The sequence below is a fragment of the Pseudomonas sp. GD04091 genome (assembly GCF_029836165.1).
In the GTDB taxonomy this organism is placed as follows: domain Bacteria; phylum Pseudomonadota; class Gammaproteobacteria; order Pseudomonadales; family Pseudomonadaceae; genus Aquipseudomonas.
On sequence record NZ_JAOEBG010000005.1, the window covers coordinates 99,801 to 121,028 of the forward strand.

Here is a 21,228-nt window from a genome sequence, read left to right on the forward strand (position 1 = left end):
CGGTCATGACGGACCGGCTGAGCGGGACTAACCTTGCAATCGTAAGCTGACTACTAAAAAGGGCGGTATGTGTCCGGCACTGTCCAGGATTTCCTGGTGGGGTGATTGGAGCCTGTATGAAGCGCTTGACGATGGCATTGGCCGCCAGCCTGCTGCTGGCCGGTTGCGCGCATGACCCCGATATCCGCGCAGGCCACGACAACACGTTCGGCATGACCGCCAAGAGTCCCCCCGACTACCTGAACTGCGTGAAATCCGAGCTTCCCGCGTCCGCCACCACCTATGTGGTGCAGAACCAGGGCGCTCTGGAACTGTTCGTCGCCAGTACCGACCCGAACAAGGCCGACGGCCTGGTCAAGGTCTATGGCGCGAACGGACAGCAGCGCTTTTCGGCCTACCAGCGCGATGCCTGGTACGACAAGGGCCGCCTGCTCGACGCGGCGCTGATGTGCTCGCGGGCCTAGTCTCGCGATACGGGAGACTTGGCTGGCGCAGGTGTTCGTCCGCGATGGGTAGCCACTGCGACTGAGGTCAGCGCGGGAAACAGCGCAAGAAAGCGGATGCAGCAAGGCGATGGGATGCGTACAGTGCGCTGACCATCGCCTAGCGGAGCCCGTCATGTCCTGTGCCTTCACTCTGATGCAATCGCCTGTCGGCACGTTGACCCTGGTGGTGCGTGGCGAGCGGCTGGCCGCCGTGTTGTGGGAAAGCGAACGGGAGAACCGGGTGCGGCTGGGTGAACTGCACCGCGATGATCGGCATGCCGTGCTGCGGGACACCGCGCGTCAGCTGGGTGAGTACTTCGCCGGCCAGCGGCGGCGCTTCGACCTCGATCTGGATTTCGCCGGCACCGCGTTCCAGCGCCAGGTCTGGGCGGCGCTGCTGACCATCCCTTTCGGTGAAACCCGCAGCTACAGCGATATCGCCCGGCAGATCGGCAACCCCGACGCGGTGCGGGCGGTGGGCGCCGCCAATGGACGCAACCCGATCTCGATCATCGCGCCTTGCCACCGGGTGATCGGCGCCTCGGGCAGCCTCACCGGTTTTGCCGGCGGGCTGCCGGCCAAGCAGTTCCTGCTTGCCCTGGAAGGACGGGAGAGTCTGGCGCTGGCGTTCTGACCCGAACCTCAGCCAAGCCAGGCGAACAGCCCGGCCAGCACCAGCGCCAGGACGCTGCCCACGAAGAAGCTGTAGTGTCGGTGTGCGCGCCGGGCATGTTCCTCCACCTCACGCAGATACTGGCCCGGTGGCGGGGCATCCGAGCGGTGGCGCAGGCCGTCGGCGATATCGGCCAGACGACCGCGAATCAACAGACCCACCAGGTAATAGCTGCTTGCATAGCTGACCAACGTCACCAACAGGTATTTCATGCCGCCCGTTCCTTGGCGTGAGTGCGAGCGCCGAGGATACTATCGGCCAGTTCGCCTGCACCAGCGGCGAGGCGCTTGTTTCATGGACGCAGCCCTGATGACGACCTATCCCGCGAGCATTCCGGGGCGTCTGTACCTGCTGCCGGCGGCGCCATTCCACCGCCTGATCGCCCCCATTGCCCGGCATCGCCGGCGGGCATGAGGCTCAGGAGGGCGGCTGGGCGAAGCGCTGGCGGAACCAGTCGCCGAGCATGGCTTTTTCCGCATACAGCCGATCGCTGCTGCCCTGGCGGCCGGGGCGGCTGAGGTACATCTTGTCGCTGACACGCTCCTGGGCCTGGCGAGCGGGTTGGCCGGGCTGGCTCAGGGTGTAGCTGAGTTCGATGCTGGGCCAGGTGATGTCGCGCAGGTAGCGGACATCGTAGGCGCGGCTGTGCCAGGGCTCGAAGCGTCCCGCCAGGTCGATGTCGCGGACGTCGATGAGCAGCTGCTGGCCGGGTTGCAGGTAACGCCGGCCGAGGGCCTGCAGGTGTAGCGTGAGGGCTTTCATCACCTGCGCGTCGGCGCCTTGCTCATAGCCACGGTTGTCGAGGCTGGCATCGCGGAATTTTTCCGGGTGGTCGAAACGCACCTCGACCTGTGAGGTCGGGGCGCCCTGTGCCATGCTGTCGAATGCCAGCGCCATCAGCAGGGTACAGGCCAGGGTGGTACGCATGATGCACCTCCGGGTGCGGACGACTTGCCTGTCCATTTTACGCCGGTGCCGCGATACAAGCAGGAGCGATGCAATGAGTGCGTTTCGGTGCATGGCCGTCAACGAGCATGGGCGCGACCTGGCCGTGGGCGATATTCACGGTCACTTCCAGCGCCTGCGCGATTGTCTGGACGCCGTGGCGTTCGACCCTGAGGTCGACCGCCTGTTCAGCGTCGGCGATCTGGTCGACCGCGGGCCGAACAGCGAGCAGGCCCTGGAGTGGCTGGCCGAACCCTGGTTTCACGCCGTGCAGGGCAACCATGAAGCGTTGGCGATCAACCATCTGCGTGGCGGGCGGCTCGACCTGGAAATGTACCGTGCGGCCGGCGGCGGCTGGTTCCTCGATCTGCCCGCGCATGAGCAGGTGCCGTTCGTCGAGGCGTTCCTGAGGCTGCCTGTCGCCTTGCAGGTTGAAACAACCACAGGGCCGGTCGGCCTGTTGCATGCCGACAGCCCGTTCAATGACTGGCGGCGGCTGCGCACGAGCCTGGAAAGCGGCGACGATCCTGCCGTGCGTGAGGTATGCCAATGGTCCCGACGGCGACTGAAAGAGGGCGACGAGCAGCCCGTGGAGGGTCTGCGCGCCTTGCTGGTCGGACATACCCCGGTGCTCGAGGTCAAGGTGCTGGGCAATGTCTGGCATCTGGATACCGGTGGCTGGAGCCGTGGCTTCTTCAGCCTGCTCGACCTGGCCAGCCTGACCCTGCTCAACCCCAGGCCAGGTGCATGAGCACACCGCCGGCGAGCAGTACCAGCATCAGCCCAGACGCGCGCTCCAGCCAGGGCAGGACATGGGCGAAGCGGCGCAATACCTGTCGGTTGCCGATCATCAAGGCGACCAGCAGGTCCCAGGCCAGGACGATGGCGAACATCCAGGTGCCGTAGGCCAGCTTCAGCATGGCGTCGATACTGGCGACCATGCTCGCGAGGCTGGCATAGAACAGCGCGTTCTTCGGGTTGAGAATGCCGCAGGCGAAGCCCATGGCCAGACTGCTCGGCCAACGAGGCGGCGCGACGCTGGCGTGTCCGGCCGGTATCAGCCTGGTCGAGCCGGCATGGCGCAGGAACAGCTGCCCGAGGTATAGCAGGTAGGCACAGCCCGCCAGCTGCAGGGCGATGAACAGCGCACTGCCACCCTGCAGGAACGACACCCCGGCGAAGGCCGCGCAGATGAACACGCCATTGGCCAGGGCGATCCCCAGGCAGGCTCCGCTGGCCACCCGCCAGCCGGCGCTGGCTGATGTTCGGGCCACCAGGAAGAAGTCCGGGCCCGGGGAGAGCAGGGCCAGGAAGTGGGCGAGGGCGACGATCAGGAACTGTTGCATGGGCGGTTTCCTGGCTGAGGGAAACCGCAGTCTGGTGTTCGCGCGGGGGCGGGTATTGAAGATTATTGCGCGCCGGTCCAGCGCGAGCCTTGTGCGACAGCTCGACCGAAGGTGGCAAGTTGCGCCGTTTGTTCAAGCCTGCATGCGGGTGTCACCCGACACTGGCCGCTCCCTCATCAACGGAGCCTGTCATGCGCACCCTGTACGCCCCTTGTTTCTTCTTCGGATTCATCGGCACCGCCCTGTGGCTGGTGCACCTTGGCGCCAGCGTCATCTGGCTGCTGCCGCTGCTGGGCGTGGCCATCCTGCTGTCGTTCTGCTGCGAGGCGGTGTACCCGTACAAGCGCGCCTGGAGCGAAGCCGGCGGGGAGGGCGCGCGCGACTACCTGCACGCCCTGGTCAATGAGACCCTGAACGTCGCCAGCGTCGCCGCCCTCCCTCTGCTCGCCGGTGGCTTGCCCAACGCCGGTCTCTGGCCCAGTCACTGGCCGCTGCACTGGCAACTGCTGCTGGCCTTGCCGCTGGCCGACCTCGGCGTGACCCTGGTGCACTATGCCAGCCATCGCAGCGCGCTGCTCTGGCGACTGCACGCGGTGCACCACAGCGTCACCCGGCTGTACGGCTTCAACGGCCTGATGAAGCACCCGCTGCACCAGCTCGCCGAGGCCTTGGGCGGGGTCGTGCCGTTGGTGCTGCTGGGCTTGCCACAGGATGTCGCGGCGCTGCTGGCCTTCTGCATCGCGATCCAGCTGCTGCTGCAGCACAGCAATGTCGACATGCGCATCGGCTGGCTGCGCCATGTCTTCGCCTGGGCACCGGTCCATCGCCTGCACCACCTGAAGTACGGCGCCACGGGCGATGTCAACTTCGCCCTGTTCTTCACCCTGTGGGATCGTCTGCTCGGCACCGCGTTGTACCTGCCCACCTATGCGCTGGCCGACGATGACATGGGTATCGGTGATCGCCCGGACTACCCGCAAGGCTATGTCGCGCAACTGCGCGAACCGTTTCATGGCGAACCGGTTGCGCACCCTCCGGCCGCGTTGCCGGCCGCGCTGCGCGACGCGCTAGGCGATGGGGCGTGAACGCAGGTGACGCAGGGCTTCGCTGGCGCGGATGCCAAACTGCTGGCGCAGGCTGCGCGACAGGTGCGCCGAGTCGGCGAAGCCGGCGGCCATCGCCGCCTTGGTCAGCGAGTCGCCGGCCAATGCTCGCTGCAGGGCCAGACGCAGGCGTTGCCACAGCACCAGCCGGCGCACCGACAAACCCAGGCCGCCGCTGAACAGGCGCTCCAGCTGGCTGAGCGACAGGCTCGCTTCACGCGCCACGGCCGTGGCGGGCAAGGTCTGCTCGTCCACCGCGCGGATACGCGCCAGGGCCTTGGCCAACCGTGGGTCGAGCGGGCGCCGGGGGCTGTCGCGCAGCAGCTCGGCCAGGCGCCCGGCGTGCCCCTCGGCCGAGCGACACAACGTCACCAGGCTCTCCAGGGAAAACGCCAGCGGTTCGGCGAACAGGGTGATGCAGGGGACTTGGTGGCTGAGCACCGCATGCGCCTGCAACGATTCGACCGCCAGCAGCGGGCCGTACTGGCGGCAGCCTTCGATCTCCAGGCACAGTTCGCCTTGCTGTGCGATCAGCACCTGGTGGGCGTAATGGGCGTGCTCGCGGGTAAGTCCCGGTGTGCCGAGCAACAGGCAGTGATCCTCGGCCAGCCAGAGTTCGCCCAGCCAGGCGGTATCGGGTCGTGCGGTCATGGGGGGCTCGTAACCGGTGTGAGTGGATAAGCGTGCAAAGCCGATTATGCTTCAAGTGACCTTGCAGCGATTCGAGGCCGTGCCTCGCTGTGCTTCGCGCAACCGTAAAGCCCTGGGGCCTGGGTGCGTGCGTTCGAGACTGATTGGGATACTCCGGCCCTCTGATAACAACACGGAGGCGACCCATGGCGGTCCTCGACAGCGCATCCACGGGCAGTAGCGCGCCCCAACGCGGCATCACCCGGGAGGAGCGCAAGGTTATCTTCGCCTCGTCCCTGGGCACTGTGTTCGAATGGTACGACTTCTATCTCTACGGTTCGCTGGCGGCGATCATCGCCAAGCACTTCTTCGCCGGGGTCAATGAAACCACAGCCTTCATCTTCGCGCTGCTCGCCTTCGCCGCAGGCTTTGCCGTGCGGCCGTTCGGTGCCATCGTGTTCGGCCGTCTGGGCGACATGATCGGGCGCAAGTACACCTTCCTCATCACCATCGTGATCATGGGCCTGTCCACCGCGGTGGTGGGTATCCTGCCCGGCTATGCGGCCATCGGCGTGGCGGCGCCGATCATCCTGATCACCTTGCGGCTGTTGCAGGGCCTGGCGCTGGGCGGCGAGTACGGCGGGGCGGCGACCTATGTCGCCGAGCATGCGCCCAAGGGGCGGCGAGGGTTCTTCACTGCCTGGATCCAGACCACCGCCACCCTTGGCCTGTTCCTGTCGCTGCTGGTGATCCTCGCCTGCCGCACCGCCATGGGCACCGAAGCGTTCGAGGACTGGGGCTGGCGGTTGCCGTTCCTGCTGTCGATCCTGCTGCTGGCGATCTCGGTGTATATCCGCATGCAGCTCAACGAGTCGCCGGTGTTCATGAAGATGAAGGCCGAGGGCAAGGCCTCGAAGGCGCCGCTGACCGAGTCGTTCGCCCGCTGGGACAACCTGAAGGTGGTGATCATGTCGCTGCTGGGCGGCACCGCCGGCCAGGCGGTGGTGTGGTACACCGGGCAGTTCTATGCGCTGTTCTTCCTGCTGCAGACGCTCAAGATCGACCCGCAGACGGCGAACCTGCTGATCGCCGGTTCGCTTTTGATCGGCACGCCGTTCTTCATCCTGTTCGGCAGTCTGTCCGACCGTATCGGCCGCAAGCCGATCATCATGGCCGGCTGCATCATCGCCGCGCTGACCTACTTTCCGATCTTCAAGGGCCTGACCGAGTACGGCAATCCGGACGTGTTCGTCGCCCAGGAGCAGAACCCGGTGGTGGTGATCGCCGATCCCGCGCAGTGTGCGTTCCAGTTCGACCCGGTGGGCAAGGCACGCTTCACCAGTTCCTGCGATATCGCCAAGAGCCTGCTGGCCAAGCGCGCGATCCCCTACGAGAACCAGGCAGCCGAACCTGGCACGGTGGCCCAGGTACGCATCGGTGAGCGGGTACTGCCGAGCTTCGATGGCAGCAGCCTGCCGGCGGCGGACTTCAAGGCACGCAACGACGCCTTCACCGCCACCCTGGGCGCCGCGTTGAAAGAGGCCGGGTACCCGGAAAAAGCCGATCCGGCGAAGATTCACTACCCCATGGTGTTGCTGCTGCTGACCATCCTGGTGATCTACGTGACCATGGTCTACGGGCCGATCGCCGCCTGGCTGGTGGAGCTGTTCCCGGCGCGCATCCGCTATACCTCGATGTCGTTGCCGTATCACATCGGCAACGGCTGGTTCGGTGGTTTCCTGCCGACGGTGGCGTTCGCCATGGTGGCGGCGACCGGCGATATCTACTACGGCCTGTGGTACCCGATCGTGATCGCGGTGATGACGGCGGTGCTGGGCATCTTCTTCCTGCCGGAGACCAAGGACCGGGATATCAACCATGCCTGAGTGCAGCTGAGCACGAACTGTGGGAGCGGGTTTACCCGCTCCCACACCGACCGCGCCTGCGTCAGTCGCGCTCAGTCGAAATAGCCGCGCAGGCTATAGCGATAACCGGTATCGACCTCGACACCGGTCCCGCCGCGACAGGTCTTCTTCAGCACGAATTCGAATGCCGGCTCATACAGCCCGTCGCGCACCACCGCCCCGGCCAGTACCTCGACCTCGTACCAGCCATTGTCCAGCTCGATGATCGGCCGCCCCGGCTCCTGGTAACGCGCCAGCAGGTCGCCCAGGGTCTTGTTGGTGAAATGCTGCAGGACCCGCCAGGTGAACAGCATCAACGCACGGTTCTCGACCCGCAGCACATACCCCGGGCGGCGGTGCTTCAGGCGGCTGCCAGGCTCGAGCAGGGCCGGGGTGCGTTCATCGAGGGTGAACAGGATGCGATACGGCAGGTTGTCGATGCCGGCCAGTGGCAGGATCACGCCTTCGCGCACGGCCTGGTCGCCGCTGTCGCCACTGGTGAAGGCCCGGGCCAGGTCGTCGGGCAGGTCGTGCTGTTCCTTGAAGCATTCCAGCAGTTGGATGTCGCCAAGCAGGAAATAGTCGATCAGGTCATTGAGGACTTCGTTGAATTCGTAGCGCATGGGTTGTCCTTGTTCTGGCTGCGCTTGAGGAAGTCAGCAATGTAGCGGATTGGCTGTCGGGCTGTCTTCAGTGCCGCTGGGCGATCTGGATCAGGTTGCCGCAGGTGTCGTCGAACACCGCCACGGTGACCGGCCCCAGGTCCGTGGGCGGTTGCGTGAAGCGCACCCCGGCGGCGCACAGACGGGTGTATTCGGCCTGGATGTCGCGCACGCCGAACGAGGTGGCGGGAATGCCATCCTGCTTGAGGGCTGCCTTGTAGGTCTTCGCGGCAGGGTGAGCGTCCGGTTCGAGCAGCAGCTCGACGCCGTTGGGGTCGTTGGGCGAGGTGAAGGTGAGCCAGCGATGCTTGCCCATGGGGATATCGTGCTTGGGCTGGAAGCCCAGGACATGGTGATAGAAGGCCTGGGCCTTGGCCTGGTCGTCGACGAGAACGCTGGTGACCACGATCTTCATGGGCGTACACCTTGGTTGGGGTGGTGTAACAGCAAGTAAAGACGTTTCGCAGGGTTTGACCAATGGGGCGATGCAGTCGTTCGGCCCTATCGGATGCCGGTCAATCATTGCCGAAATAATCGTTCATCTCCTGGGCGTCCAGCTCCTGGGCAAACGCCCGTTCGACGAAACCGGCGATGGCGTTCGCCCGTCGCCGGGTGATGATGGGCAGCATCTGGGCCACCAGACTACGGGCCAGCAAGCGCAGGCGTTTGCGCTCCACGCGTTGCTGGATCTGCCATAGCCGTTCACGGCGAGCCGGCGGGAAATCGACACCGAGCCTGTGATCGATGGTCAGGTCGAGCTCCCGCCGACGCAGGCTCGGATCCTCCAGGCTTGTGGCATCCTCGGCGTGAGCGGCGTGCAACGCCACGACCGCGTGTTCGTACTCGCGTTGGCTGAGTTTGCGGCCGTGGCGTGGCAGGCGGTCCATGGTCTGTCAGCGGTCAGGCAGGTTGCCATAGACCGCCCTGGACACTTCAGCGCCGAAAGCCAGGCTGACGATATCCGGGTCGGCAAGAATCAAGCGCTCGTCCACGGGCACGCCAAACAGTTGCTCGTACTGTCGGGCGGTCAATGCGTTGGCCGCTTCATCCTGGAAGGTGAGGGTCATCTGATTGACCCGCTCCACCATTTGCGTTGGGTCCACGTTCTGCAAGCGGCGCTCATGGTCGAGCGTGAAAAGTGTCGTTTCGACATTGAACTTCGCGTCGGTCAGCCCCTGTCGTGAACTGGCGGACAGATTGGACAGGGGCATGTTATCCAGTTGCCGTTCGAATGCTTTCATGTTGAAGGCGAGCGCATCCTGCGCCGACGTGATCCTGTTCTGCATGCGGCTGTAGAGTGTCTTGCTCGTTCTCACCAGCGCTTTTTCAGTCGACAGCGCCTTGCCCTCTCTGGGCGATCGCTCGGCGCCTGCGGCGGAGGGGGCAACGCTCAGGGCTTGGCGGGCCATGCAATCGGCGATGTCTCCTTTCGCGTCAGTGTGTCGTTCGAAGACGCTACGGCCGTAGGTTCCGTAGATGAAGGAAGACAGTGTATAGCCTCGCGCGCCGGAGACCAGGATGTTCGCCGGTACGAGAATGCGATTGGCAGCTTGGTGGCAGACGCCGTCGATCAGGTAGCGGGTAATGCCGGCGCGCTGATCGGGGCAGGCAATGAGGTCTGCCCGATGAGTGCTGCCGCTGTTATGGTTGAAAGCCGTGCCACCGGTATTACCGCCCCAGCACTTCCATGCCTTGCCCCCCGTGCCGCACTCCACATAGGTGTGGTCGGCCGCCTTGAGGAACAGCTTGGTGGGATATTTCTTCGCTACGAGTGTGCCCATGGTGCTTCCATCCTTGTGCGCAGGGTTGTCGATGGGGGCTGCAAAGACTGCAGTGATGCCACCTCGGTATAGGTGAGTGCAGGCAGAATGCAAGCACTGGGCACGATCCCCGATTCGGGGGGCGGGCGTGGGGCATCCCCCCCAATTGCTTGGTCTGTTTCACATAAGCACCTGAAATAAAAAGAGAAAATATATGGCATAAGCCTTGCTCACCTCCTCGCAGAGTCCCTGCGCCCACCGGAGGTGCCCCATGTCGACCCCGCGCAAAGGCCCGGTCCTGTCCACCCTCCTGCTGGCCTTGCTCGGCTGGCAGGTCTCCAGCGAGGCGGCCGTGCAGTGCCAGCGCACGCTGGTGGCCAACGTGGTGGCGCTGGACCAGCCGCTGATGTTCAACCGCCTTGGCGCGCAGAACGCCAACGGCATGATGTTCGCCCTGCGCAACGACGTGGTGGATGAGCGACTGGTGCCCCTGGGCAAGGGCGGCGCCGCCGTGCCGGGCAAGGTCACCCTGCGCCCGGACAAGCGCCCGCGACCGATCGTGTTGCGCGTGGCGGCCGGTGAGTGCCTGACGGTCAATCTCACCAACCTGCTGGCCTACCAGGCCAACCCCAACAAGCACGGGATCGACCCCGAGGAAAACGAGGTCGAAGGCGAGGACGACGAGGGGCCCGAGGTCGAGAACGCCGGCAACGAGAATTTCGTCGCCGACGAGCAGGTCAGCGATCGCCACGTGGGCTTCCAGGTCAACGGCCTGCAGGCGGTGAACAGCATCGCCGACATCGCCGCCAACACCGGGCGCAACGGCAACTTCCTGGTGGCCCCGGGCGGTACCCGCAGCTACACCTTGTACGCCGAGCGCGAAGGCGCCTTCGCCGTCACCAGCCAGGGGGCCACCTTCGGCGGGCAGGGCGGCGCGGGCAATGTCGCCAACGGCCTGTTCGGCCAGGTGGTGGTGCTGCCCAAGGCCGGACGCAGCTACCGCAACACGCTGACCGAAGAGGAAATGCGCCTGGCCACCACCGGGCGCACCGCCACCGGCCAACCGGTGATCGACTACGAGGCGCGCTACCCCGACGTCCAGCCGTGGATCGCCGAAGGCAAGGCCGGCAAGCCGATCATCGCCATGGTCGACGGCAACGAGATCCTCAGCAGCGAGACCGACGCCATCGTCATGGGCCCCAACCCCGACGGCAGTTTCCCCAAGTCCACCTACCCCCTGGAAAGCGTCGGCAAGCGCAACCCGGCGCTGCCCAACCGGCTGGAGGCGTTCCGCGACTTCGCCTCGCAGTTCGCCGACGAAGTGGCCGCCACCCAGGCGTTCCCCGGCTACTGGGCGGACCCAGTGATGGGCCATGTGCTGGAGCCGACCCGCGATTCGTTCATGATTAACTACGGCTCCGGCGGCATGGGCGCCGAAGTGGTGGCCAACCGCCTGGGCGTCGGGCCGATGCACGATTGCCTGTCCTGCGCCTATGAAGAGTTCTTCCTCAGCGCGCACACCGTCGGCGATATCGGCACTTTGGTGGACATCCCGGCCAACGTCGGGCTGGAACACATCCGCCCGGGCGAGACCCCGCCGGCCAGCGCCACCGGCGTCAAGGCGACCATGGCCCTGTACCCGGCCGAGCCTGCCAATGTGCACCACAGCTACATCGGCGACTTCACCAAGTTCCGCAACACCCACAATGGCCACGAGCAGCACATCTTCCACTTGCACGGCCACCAGTGGCTGTTCAACCCCAACGACGACAATTCCGACTACATCGACGCCCAGGGCATCGGCCCGGGCGTGGGCTACACCTACGAGATCGCCAACGGTGGTTCGGGCAACCGCAACCGCGTGGCGGGCGATGCCATCTACCACTGCCACTTCTACCCGCACTTCGCCCAGGGCATGTGGGCCATGTGGCGGGTGCACGACGTGTTCGAGCCGGGGACCCGTCTGGCCGTCAGCGGCGAGGGCGAGAATGGTTTTCACAGCACGCCGTTCGCCCTGCGCAGTGGCAAGCCCGCCCAGGGCGCCCGGGCGCTGCCCGATGGCGAGATCGTCGCCGGCACGCCGATCCCGGCCATCGTGCCGCTGCCCGGCAAGGCCATGGCGCCGATGCCGGGCAAGGTCACCGTGGTGCCGAAGCTGAGCGAGACGCTGGTCGCCGGACATGACGATGACGCCGAACAGGAGCAAGGTGATGACCACTCCGATGAGCCCGCCAGCCCGCGCGCCGTCGGTTCGCTTGCCCTGGTCGACCGCAGCGAGACCAACCGCGACGCCGACGGCAGCCTGAAGAACCCTGGCTATCCCTTCTGGATCGGCGGCATGGAAAGCAGCGTCGGCCAACGTCCGCCGACCCCGCCGCTGGACATGCTCGACCCGGTCCTGGCGCGCCAGCTCAAGGACAGCGGCAAGGCGCTGTGGGCCAACCTCGACCCCAACCAGGTGGACGGCTGGGACGGTGGCCTCGGCCGCCACGCGCTGGACGGCGTGTCCGCGGGCGGCGAGGCGGTGACCACCACCACCCGGCTCGATTTCTCCAAGGTGGTGCACAAGGCCAAGCCGATCTACCTGCCGGAAGAGGGCACCGAGGTCGAGCAGGCCGCCATGCAGTTCCACGCCAAGGCCGAGCACCCCAGCTTCGCCTTGATCCCGGGCAGCCAGCCGGTGGCCAAGGCCTTTCGCACCAACGGCGCGTTGCCGACGGCGGGTGCGCCGTACTACGAACCGTGCATGGATGACCGTGGCAAGCGCCTGACCCAGAGCTCCGGGGTGGGCGAGTTCGTCAGCGGTGAAAGCCTCACCGGCATGAGCTTCCGTGGCGCGTCCACTTTCACCGCCGACCGACCGCGCATCTACAAGGCCGCCAACATCCAGTTCGACGCGGTGTACAACAAGGTCGGCTACCACTTCCCGCAGGCCCGCATCCTCGCCCTGTGGGAGGACGCCTGGCCGGTGATCACCAAGCAGCGTCCGCCAGAGCCGCTGGTGATGCGCATGAACACCTTCGACTGCACCCAGTACGCGCAGACCAACCTGATCCCCTCGTTCTACGAGATGGACGACTACCAGGTGCGCACCCCGACCGACGTGATCGGCCAGCATATCCACCTGCCCAAGTGGGACCTGACCGCCGCCGACGGTTCGGCCAACGGCTGGAACTACGAGGACGGCGTGCTTTCGCCCGGCAGCGTGGTCGAGCGCGTGCATGCCATACGCAGCTTCAACGGCTGCAGCGAGGGCGACCCCCGCGACGGCACCGCCGCCTGCCCGAAAGCCAAGCAGCACCCGTACTTCGGGCGCTTCGGCCGGGCCGACTGGCTGGGCGCGCGCACGGCCATGCAGCGCTGGTTCGCCGACCCGCTGGTGAACGTGCACAACGTCGATCGTGGCCTGGGCACCATCTTCACCCATGACCACCTCGGCCCATCGACCCACCAGCAGCTGGGGCTGTACGCCACCGTGCTGGCCGAACCCGCTGGCTCAAGCTGGTACCACGCCGAGACCGGCGAGCAGCTGTACAACCCCGCCACCCGCCAGGACGGCGGCCCGACCTCGTGGCAGGCGGTGATCCAGACCGGCGACCACGACGGTGACGGCAGGAACGACAGCTACCGCGAGTTCTTCCTCGAATACAGCGACTTCCAGCACGCCTATGAAGCCGGCGTGTACGTGGGCGCCGGGCCCAACGGGGTGCCGGATGGCCAGGCCTATCCGGCCACCGCCGACAGCTTCCGCTACGCGATCAATCCGCCGGTACGGCAGAAGGCCTCGACCCTGCTCGAGGCGGTGGTCGAGTCCCGTGGCGGGCTGAGCCTGGGGTGCCCGAGCCGTCCGTGCCCACAGGCGATCTCGGTGGATGACCCTGGCATGTTCGTCGTCAACTACCGCAACGAACCGCTGGCCCTGCGCGTGTTCGATCCGAACAAGGTCGGCCCGGACGGCAAGCGCGGCATGCAGGCCGACGGCCTGGGCGGTGACCTGGCCTATGCCATGCAGAGCCGTACCGACCGCGCCATCCCGGCGATGAACCTGGCGCCCTCGGCAATCACCCAGGCCACCGGCCCCACCGGCGGCACCACGCTGTTCCCACCGCACGTCAACAAGGGCACGGAGCCGGGCGACCCGTTCACGCCGATGCTGCGCACCTACTCCGGCGACAACGTGCGCCTGCGCATGCATGCCGGTGGCCACGAAGAGGAGCACAACGTCACCTTGCACGGCGTCAAGTGGCTGCAGAACGGCTCGGGCTTCGGCAACAGCTCCAACTCGGGGTGGAAGTCGTCGCAGATGGTCGGTATCTCCGAGCAGCTCGGCTTCATGGCCCCGGTGTCGATGATCTCCAGCTCCGCCGCCACCAACGGCGACTACCTGTACTCGCTGGACGCCGCCCTGGAAGGCTACTGGAACGGCATCTGGGGCATCATGCGCAACTACACGGCCCAGCGCGCCGACTTGTTCGCCCTGCCGAACAACCCGCAGCCGGTGGCCATGCGCAACACTGTCAACTTCGACGGCATCTGCCCGAAAACCACGGCCAACGCCAATGGCATCGGCTCCCGGCCGACGGTCAAGCGCAGCTACGAGGTGGTCGCGGCCCTGGCCAACGACATCCTCGAGAACCGTCATGGCGTCAGCATCAACGACCCGGCCGGCATCGGCCAGCACGTGGGCGGCGCGCTCAAGGCCAACGGCGGCACCCTGGTGTTCAACAGCCGCAAGGTGGATATCCCCATGGCCACGGTCACCGACGAGGAGGACGGCACGACCTTCACCGTCGGAGGGCACAGCTCGCCGCTGCACGATCCGACCGCGGTGCTCTATGTGCGCAAGGCCGACCTCGATGCCAGCACCGGCAAGCTCAAGGCCGGCGTGCCGGTCGAGCCCCTGGTGCTGCGGGCCAACGCTGGCGATTGCATCAGCATCACCCTGGAGAACCGCCTGCCGCTGGTGATGCCGGACCTGCCCAGCACGGCGGTGATGCAGAACGTGGTCAAGCGCGACCGCGCGGGCAGCGAAGGCTCCACGGCGTTCAACAACAACCTGATGCGTCCGTCCAGCCACGTCGGCCTGCATGCGCAACTGCTGGCCTACGACATCACCAAGTCGGACGGTGTCAACGTCGGCCTCAACCCGGTGCAGACCGTGCCACCGCGCGCCGGCAGCAGCGGCGCCTACCCGAGCAAGGTGTACCAGTACTACGCCGGGCACCTGGAGCGTGAAGGCAAACCGGTGCTGCAGCTGGGCCGCACGGTGGACAACATCAACACCACCGCCATCGAGTTCGGCGGCCTGAACCTGACCCCGGCGGATGTCATCAAGCAGCCGCAGAAAGGCCTGGTCGGCGCCATGAGCGTGCTGCCGCAAAGCGCCACCTGGACCGAGGACGCCGCCAGCCGCGCCCAGGCCACGGTGAAGGTCAGTGGCCAGCCCGACTACCGCGACTTCGTCACCGTATGGCAGCGCTCGCTGAACATGCGCTGGGCCGATGGCCGTCCGGTGGAAGGCATCGCCACCGAAGGCAACGGCGTACCCGGTGATCCGAAGGACAACGGCAACATGGCCATGAACTACAAGACCGAGCCGCTGTGGCTGCGCTTCGGCCTGGCGCCGGACGCGCCGTTCGGCCATGCCGACGGCTTCGGCTTCGCCGATGTGCCCAACGCGCACATGGCCTACAGCAACGCCCTGGTCGGCGGCGATCCGCAGACCCCGGTGCTCTGGGCCAAGCCCGGCCAGCCGGCGCGCAGCCATGTGCTGATGCCCAGCGGCGGCAGCCGCGGCATCACCTACCAGCTGGACGGGCACCTGTGGCCGTTGCACAACTACCAGGCCGAGAAGAGCGATGTGCATGGCTACCCCATGGGGCTGCCGGGGATTGGCTCGGTGCGCTTCGGCTACAACCCGATGGCCATGTACGTGGGCGCGCAGGAGAGCGTGCTGCCGGCGGCGCACTTCAGTTTCATGCTGCTCAGTGCGGGCGGGGCCAATGCGGTGCCGGGGGATTATCTGTTCCGCGACTATGCGGCGTACGGCAATGCGTCGGGGTTGTGGGGGATCTTGCGGGTGACCAACGAGGCGCCGCCGGCCACGGCTCCGGCGCAGTGAGGACGCCTGGTGGCCGGACGCGGGATTGGGGGAGGCCACCCGGTGTTCGTCGAGGGAGTTGCAGCGCCTATTAGATCGAGCGCCGCCCGCGCGGCGCATCGCCGGCAAGCCGGCTCCCACATCTGTTTCGGGCCAGTCAATCCTGTGAGCTTATCGCTGTCCGCCTTGGCGCAGGCCTTGAAACAGGTGGGACGGCAGTGGTGCCCACGCTGAAACCGCGCCATACCAACAAGGCGTACAGCCGCGGCGGCGCAGGCATAACTGGCCCGAAACAGATGTGGGAGCCGGCTTGCCGGCGATGCGCCGCGCGGGCGGCGCTCGATCTCACAGGCGCTGCACAACCAATAGCCCGGCACCTGGTCGCCCACATGCGCTCGAAAGACAGGCTCATGACCCTCCTGATGCGGTCATTCCCAGCCAGGCGAATCAGATCTCAGCGCTTCTTCTGTAGTCCACTCCCCAAACACCCTGCGAGCGTTTTTTCATTGCGGGGGCGTCTAGTCTCGCCGGGCTGCTGTTCATGCTCACGATCGCCCCTCGCGCCGCGAACGGGACACAAAGCGCCCCCGGCTTTGGGGCAGCCTCCCCAATTTTCTCGGGTTGTTTATCCAACTATCTGATTTAGAACGATACTTTTCATGGCATAGCGCTTGCTTCCACCCTCCACAGACCCCTTGAGCCCTGTGGAGGTGCAGCATGATCATCCCGCTCGAAGGCGCCGCCCCGTGCGCGCAAAACCCGGCCAGCGGAGCGCGGGCATGAACCGCGCACTGCGCCCGGCGTATCTCGGGCTGCTGCTGGGCGCGGCGCTGATCGGCCTGGGCGTCGCCTACGAAAAGCTCTGGTGCGACCCGCGCGAACTGCTCGAACAGGCGAGCGATCCGCAAGCCCTGCACACCCTCAGCCGCGACGGCGTCACCGTCGAATTCGAGGCCCGCCCCCTGAGCGGCGGCGAGCTGCGCGAGGGCGACTTCGCCACGATCCGCTTCAAGGTCAGCGACCAGGCCAGCGGCCAGCCGCTGTCGGGCATGGCGCCCGGTGCCTGGCTGGACCCGGCGCAAGCGGCGCCGGACGGCGATCGCGACAGCAGCTGCAAGGCACGCGTGGCGCTGTTCCTCAAGAGCAGCATCGGTGCCCGGCCACTGCTGGACCTCAACAGCTACTTCCTGCTGGTGCTGAACAAGGACGCCAGCCTGACAGTGATCGACCCGACGGTGTCGGTGGGCGGCATCACCAGCACCCTGGCACGTATCGACCTGCCGGGCCGGCCCATGGACTGGGTGGCCACGGGCGATGACAAGCTGGTGTTCGTGTCCATGCCCGAGCGCAATCAGGTGGCATTGATCGACACCGAGACCTTCACCCGGGTGGCCACGCTGGACGCCGGCGAGCAGCCGTTGCGGGTCGCCCTGCAGCCCGACCAGCGCCAACTGTGGGTGGGCAACAACAGCAGCGACCCGGCCAAGGGCGGGGTGAGCGTGATCGACGTGCCCAGCCGCACGCTGCTCAAGTCGTTCGTCACCGGGTCCGGGCATCACGAGATCGCGTTCAGCGCCGACTCGCGCCACGCCTTCGTCAGCAACCGCGATGCCGGCACCCTCAGCGTGATCGACATCGCCCAGATGCGTCTGGTGAAGACCCTCGAGGTCGGCCCGCACCCGTTGTCGGTGGCGTACTCGGCGTTGTCCCAGGCGGTCTATGTGGTCGATGGCCAGGAGGGCACGGTGCGGGTGATCGATGCCCGCAGCCACCTGCCACGCCACACGGTCAAGGCCGAGCCGGGTCTGGGGCCGATGCGCTTCAGCGGCGATGGCCGCTTTGGCGTGGTGCTCAACACCCTGGAGAACCAGGCGTTGGTGATCGATGCCAGCAACGACCAGCTGATCCAGCGCATCCCGGTGGCCGCCGAGCCCTACCAGCTGACCTTCACCAAGGCCTATGCCTATGTGCGCGGCCTGGCCTCGCCGAAGGTCAGCATGATCAACCTGGCGAGCCTGGGGCAGGGGCGCGAGGCCATCGTCCAGGGCTTCGAGGCCGGCCCCGCGGCACCGCGCCAGGCGGGGGACCTGCCGCTGGCGCAGGGCCTGAGCGTGGCGCGTGACGACAATTCGGTGTTCGTGGTCAACCCCGTGGACAACACCACGTATTTCTATGCCGAGGGCATGAACGCGCCGATGTCCGGCTACAACAACCGTGGCCACCAGGCCCGCGCGGCCCGTGTCATCGACCGCAGCCTGCGCGAGGTGGCGCCAGGGGTGTACGGCTCGACGGTGAAACTGCCGGCGGCCGGTACCTTCGACGTGGCGTTCCTGCTCAACCAGCCGCAGATCATCCACTGTTTCAGTACCCAGGTGGCGGCGCTGCCCGAGGCGAACCAGCGCAAGCGCGTGCGCGCCGAGTTCCTCGGCACCGATCAGCCGTTGTCGCGGCACGGTCCCTACCTGGCCCGGGTGCGCATCCTGGCCGAGGATGGCAAGCCGCGCGTGGGGCTGGGTGACCTGAGTCTGCGCTATTTCCTGGCACCTTCCTCGCTGCCGCGCAATGTGCCGCTGACGGAAGTCGGCGAAGGGATCTACCAGGCACCGCTGGAGCTGGCCGAGGCCGGCGCCTGGTACCTGCACCTGCAGTCGCCCAGCCTCGGGCGCACCTTCACCGAGGAAAACTACACCAGCCTGCGCGTCCTGCCGGACGCCTTGGCGCCCACCGCTTCCCAAGGGGAACCCAGGAGTGTGCGATGAACCGTCTTCATGGCTCAACATTGCTCGGCCTGAGCCTGCTGCTGGCCAGCCAGCTGGCGCTGGCCCACGCCGGCCACGATCATGGCGGCAAGCCAGAGCAGCCGCCCGCCGCGCGACAGGAAAAGGCCAGCGTGCGCTTTGCCGATGTGTCGCTGCTCGACCAGGACGGCATGCCGGTGCGCCTGGAGCAAGACCTGGTGGGTGACCATCTGGTGGTGATGGGCTTTATCTACACCCGTTGCACCACGGTGTGCCCGGTGGTCTCGTCGATCATGAGCAAGGTCCAGCAGCAGTTGGGCGGGCGGGTGGGCGAGGAGGTGCGCCTGGTGTCGATCAGCGTGGACCCGCAGCGCGACGACTCGAAGCGCCTGGCCGGCTACGCTCGCGCATTCCAGCATGGCCCGGGTTGGAGCTGGCTGACCGGTTCGCCCTATGCCATCAGCGAAACGCTCAAGGGGCTGGGCAGCTTCAGCGCCAACCTCGCCGAGCACCCGCCGCTGATCCTGGTCGGTGACGGGCGCAGCGGGCACTGGACCCGTTACTACGGCTTCACCGATCCCAACGTGCTGCTCGGCGAGATCGACCGCCTGAGCGCACGCCGGGTGCATGCCAAGAGCACGGTCATCGCCGGCCAGGAGGTGCAGCCATGAACGCGCGAACTTCGCGCCATGGCGGCATGCGCGGCCTTGACTGGCTGGTGCTGGGCGGCTGCCTGTGGATCCTCGCCTCGGTGGCGGTCGCCCATGAAGGGCATGCACCTGCGCCGCAACCGGCACCGCAACCGATGCTCAGCGGCGCCGGCACCCGCGATGCGCAGAGCTGGTTCACCGACACCGTGCTCAAGGACCAGGATGGCCGCGAACTGCGCTTCTACAGTGATGTGCTCAAGGACCGGGTGGTGATGCTCAATGTCATCTTCACCCACTGCAACGACGCCTGCCCGCTGATCACCCGCAAGCTGCGCGAAGTGCGCGAGGCCATGGGGCCTGAGCTGGCGGCGCGGGTGACATTCGTCTCGGTGAGCAGCGACCCGTCGAACGATACCCCCGAGGTGCTCAAGGCGTTTGCACGCAAGCAGGGCGTGGACGGGCCGAACTGGTTGTTCCTGACCGGCGACAAGGCCAGTGTCGGCCTGGTGCTCGGACGCCTGGGGCAGTTCCTGCCCAGCCCCGAGCAGCACTCCACGCAGTTGATTGCCGGTGACGTGGCGGGCAAGCGCTGGAGCAAGATCCGCCCGGACGCGCCGCCGGTGGCGATCGCCCAGCGCATGCAGCTGCTGACCCAGCCGCTGGCGGGGCGCTGACATCATGAGCAAGCCCGCTCCCGCGTTGGTCCTGCTCGTGCTGTGGTTGTGCCTGTGGGGGCCGGCGCAGGCGGCGCAACTGAACGAGCAGGAGCAGGCCGGCAAACGTCTCTACCGCGAAGGCGTCTCCAGCAGCGACGCCCAGTTGCTGGCCCGGGTGGGGCCTGGCGACATGAGCGTCCCGGCCAGCGTGCTGCCGTGCGCCAGCTGCCACGGCAACGATGGCCGTGGCCGCAGCGAAGGCGGGGTGCGCCCACCGAACCTGGACTGGCAGCGCCTGGCCCTCGGATCGGCTGAGCGCGAGAGCAACAGTCGACGCTACCCGGCCTACAGCGATGCGAGCCTGGCGCGGGTCATCCGCAGTGGCATCGACCCCGCCGGCAACCGCCTGGACCCGGCCATGCCTCGCTTCGACCTGAGCCTGGCCGATCAGCGCAACCTGCTCGCCTATCTCAAGCGCCTGGGCGAAGACCATGATCCGGGCGTGGAGGAGGGCACGTTGCGCCTGGGCACCCTGTTGCCGCAACGAGGCCCGCTGGCCGAGGCCGGGCGCACGGTGCGGGCGGTGCTGGAAGACGGTATCGAGCAACTGAACCGGCAGGGTGGGATCCATGGCCGACGCCTGCAACTGATCGCGCGCGATCCGGGCTTGGACCCGAGCAGTACAGCGCAGGCGCTGGACAACCTGATACGGCAGGAGCGGATCTTTGCGCTGATCGCGCCGCTGGCTCCGCTGCTCGACGGTCGTCAGTTGGAACAGGCAGGCCTGCCGCTGATCGGGGCCACGCCGCGCGGTGGTGGTAACGCACAGGTGTTCGACCCTTTGCCGGGCGTGCCCGAGCAATTGCTCAGCGTGGCCTTGCATGCCCGTGACGCGCTCGGCCTGGCCCCTGATGCCCTGCGGGTGGTCCACGCCGGCGAAGACCAGGCCGAGGTGGCGCAGGTGGTGTCTGGGCGTATGCGTCAACTGGGCTTTGTCGTCGCGCCCGCCCAAGCCTTCACCGGTCAGGCCCCAGAGGGTGAGGGCATTGTCTTCGTCGGGCGCGCCCAGGCGTTCGCCGAGCTGGCGTCCAGCCTGCAGGCGATCGGGCGCCACCCCTACCTGCTCGCGGTGTCGGGCCAGGTGGCCGGAGCCGTGCCGGGGTTGGCGCCGGTGTGGTCGCAGCGGGTGTTGCTGGCCTATCCCTTCGTGCCCGGCGACTGGACGGCGCAAGGGCGGGCGACCCTGGCCGGTGTGCAGCAGCGTCAAGGACTCGAGGCGCGGCAGGCATCGTTGCAGGTCAGCACCTTGAGCGCGTGGCGCTTGCTGGTCGAGGCCTTGCGGCAGGTCGGGCGCGATGCCAGCCGCGAGCAACTGCTCGACGCCCTGGAGCGGCTGCATGATGTCGACACCGGACTCACGCCGTTGCTGGGCTTCGGCCCTGGGCGCCGGCAGGGTATGGCCGGTGCCCATGTGGTGAAGGTGAGCCTGCCGGGGCCGGCCTACACCGAGGTGGCGCCGTATCGCCCGGTGCCGCAGAGCCCATGAGTGGTGTGTGCGCCTTTGATGCATCGATGA

18 protein-coding genes are annotated in these 21,228 nt (G+C 66.8%); 10 read left to right on the forward strand and 8 right to left on the reverse strand.

Translation table 11 applies throughout. The features are described from left to right. Positions 1-116 precede the first annotated feature (116 nt). Entirely contained in the window at positions 117-464 is a 348-nt protein-coding gene (locus N7422_RS08640; RefSeq protein ID WP_279806157.1) for a hypothetical protein, read from the forward strand. A gap of 154 nt (positions 465-618) precedes the next feature. Next, on the forward strand, positions 619-1,119 hold the full coding sequence (locus N7422_RS08645; RefSeq protein ID WP_279806158.1) for a methylated-DNA--[protein]-cysteine S-methyltransferase: 501 nt from the start codon (positions 619-621) through the stop codon (positions 1,117-1,119). A gap of 8 nt (positions 1,120-1,127) precedes the next feature. Here the strand turns inward: N7422_RS08645 and N7422_RS08650 are convergent, their stop codons facing one another. Beyond that, positions 1,128-1,370, reverse strand: coding sequence for a hypothetical protein (locus tag N7422_RS08650; RefSeq protein ID WP_279806159.1), 243 nt, complete (start codon positions 1,368-1,370; stop codon positions 1,128-1,130). 205 nt (positions 1,371-1,575) lie between these two features. Next, positions 1,576-2,085: a DUF3016 domain-containing protein gene (locus N7422_RS08655; protein WP_279806160.1), complete on the reverse strand. Its 510-nt coding sequence runs from the start codon at positions 2,083-2,085 to the stop codon at positions 1,576-1,578. Between the two features lie 73 nt (positions 2,086-2,158). Between N7422_RS08655 and N7422_RS08660 the strand changes: the two genes are divergently transcribed. Beyond that, on the forward strand, positions 2,159-2,854 hold the full coding sequence (locus N7422_RS08660; protein WP_279806161.1) for a metallophosphoesterase: 696 nt from the start codon (positions 2,159-2,161) through the stop codon (positions 2,852-2,854). Here N7422_RS08660 and N7422_RS08665 read toward each other — a convergent pair. Next, positions 2,832-3,449 carry a LysE family translocator gene (locus N7422_RS08665; protein WP_279806162.1) on the reverse strand — a complete coding sequence of 206 codons (618 nt, stop codon included), beginning with the start codon at positions 3,447-3,449 and terminating at the stop codon, positions 2,832-2,834. The two genes, N7422_RS08660 and N7422_RS08665, sit on opposite strands and share 23 nt — an antisense overlap. Before the next feature lie 191 nt (positions 3,450-3,640). Here N7422_RS08665 and N7422_RS08670 point away from each other — a divergent pair, with 191 nt between their 5' ends. Continuing rightward, positions 3,641-4,534, forward strand: a complete 894-nt coding sequence (locus N7422_RS08670; RefSeq protein ID WP_279806163.1) for a sterol desaturase family protein — start codon at positions 3,641-3,643, stop codon at positions 4,532-4,534. On the opposite strand, the gene N7422_RS08675 is transcribed toward N7422_RS08670, so the two are convergent. Beyond that, positions 4,517-5,203 (reverse strand): AraC family transcriptional regulator, encoded by a 687-nt coding sequence (locus N7422_RS08675; RefSeq protein ID WP_279806164.1) that lies wholly within the window; start codon positions 5,201-5,203, stop codon positions 4,517-4,519. The genes N7422_RS08670 and N7422_RS08675 overlap by 18 nt on opposite strands. A 185-nt stretch (positions 5,204-5,388) precedes the next feature. On the opposite strand from N7422_RS08675, the gene N7422_RS08680 reads away from it, so the two are divergent. Beyond that, positions 5,389-7,068 carry an MFS transporter gene (locus N7422_RS08680; protein WP_279806165.1) on the forward strand — a complete coding sequence of 560 codons (1,680 nt, stop codon included), beginning with the start codon at positions 5,389-5,391 and terminating at the stop codon, positions 7,066-7,068. Between the two features lie 71 nt (positions 7,069-7,139). On the opposite strand, the gene N7422_RS08685 is transcribed toward N7422_RS08680, so the two are convergent. The 4 genes from N7422_RS08685 to N7422_RS08700 all read right to left on the reverse strand — a co-directional run bounded on the left by N7422_RS08685 (position 7,140) and on the right by N7422_RS08700 (position 9,529). Beyond that, the gene (locus tag N7422_RS08685) at positions 7,140-7,709 is read right to left on the reverse strand and encodes a hypothetical protein (RefSeq protein ID WP_279806166.1); all 570 of its coding nucleotides are present in this window, start codon (positions 7,707-7,709) and stop codon (positions 7,140-7,142) included. 67 nt (positions 7,710-7,776) lie between these two features. Beyond that, positions 7,777-8,163 (reverse strand): VOC family protein, encoded by a 387-nt coding sequence (locus N7422_RS08690; protein WP_279806167.1) that lies wholly within the window; start codon positions 8,161-8,163, stop codon positions 7,777-7,779. A gap of 100 nt (positions 8,164-8,263) precedes the next feature. After that, on the reverse strand, positions 8,264-8,635 hold the full coding sequence (locus N7422_RS08695; protein ID WP_279806168.1) for a hypothetical protein: 372 nt from the start codon (positions 8,633-8,635) through the stop codon (positions 8,264-8,266). A 6-nt stretch (positions 8,636-8,641) separates the two neighbouring features. Then, entirely contained in the window at positions 8,642-9,529 is an 888-nt protein-coding gene (locus N7422_RS08700; protein WP_279806169.1) for a hypothetical protein, read from the reverse strand. A gap of 250 nt (positions 9,530-9,779) precedes the next feature. On the opposite strand from N7422_RS08700, the gene mnxG reads away from it, so the two are divergent. From mnxG to N7422_RS08725, 5 genes are all read left to right on the forward strand, one after another. Next, positions 9,780-15,629 carry a manganese-oxidizing multicopper oxidase MnxG gene (mnxG, locus tag N7422_RS08705; RefSeq protein WP_279806170.1) on the forward strand — a complete coding sequence of 1,950 codons (5,850 nt, stop codon included), beginning with the start codon at positions 9,780-9,782 and terminating at the stop codon, positions 15,627-15,629. Between the two features lie 758 nt (positions 15,630-16,387). Next, positions 16,388-18,367, forward strand: coding sequence for a cytochrome D1 domain-containing protein (locus tag N7422_RS08710; protein ID WP_279806171.1), 1,980 nt, complete (start codon positions 16,388-16,390; stop codon positions 18,365-18,367). Next, on the forward strand, positions 18,364-19,017 hold the full coding sequence (locus tag N7422_RS08715) for an SCO family protein (protein WP_279806172.1): 654 nt from the start codon (positions 18,364-18,366) through the stop codon (positions 19,015-19,017). The genes N7422_RS08710 and N7422_RS08715 overlap by 4 nt, the downstream gene beginning before the upstream one ends. Then, the gene (locus tag N7422_RS08720) at positions 19,014-19,670 is read left to right on the forward strand and encodes an SCO family protein (RefSeq protein WP_279806173.1); all 657 of its coding nucleotides are present in this window, start codon (positions 19,014-19,016) and stop codon (positions 19,668-19,670) included. Before N7422_RS08715 ends, N7422_RS08720 begins: the two co-directional genes overlap by 4 nt. A gap of 4 nt (positions 19,671-19,674) precedes the next feature. Further along, positions 19,675-21,198, forward strand: a complete 1,524-nt coding sequence (locus N7422_RS08725) for an ABC transporter substrate-binding protein (protein ID WP_279806174.1) — start codon at positions 19,675-19,677, stop codon at positions 21,196-21,198. Positions 21,199-21,228 lie beyond the last annotated feature (30 nt).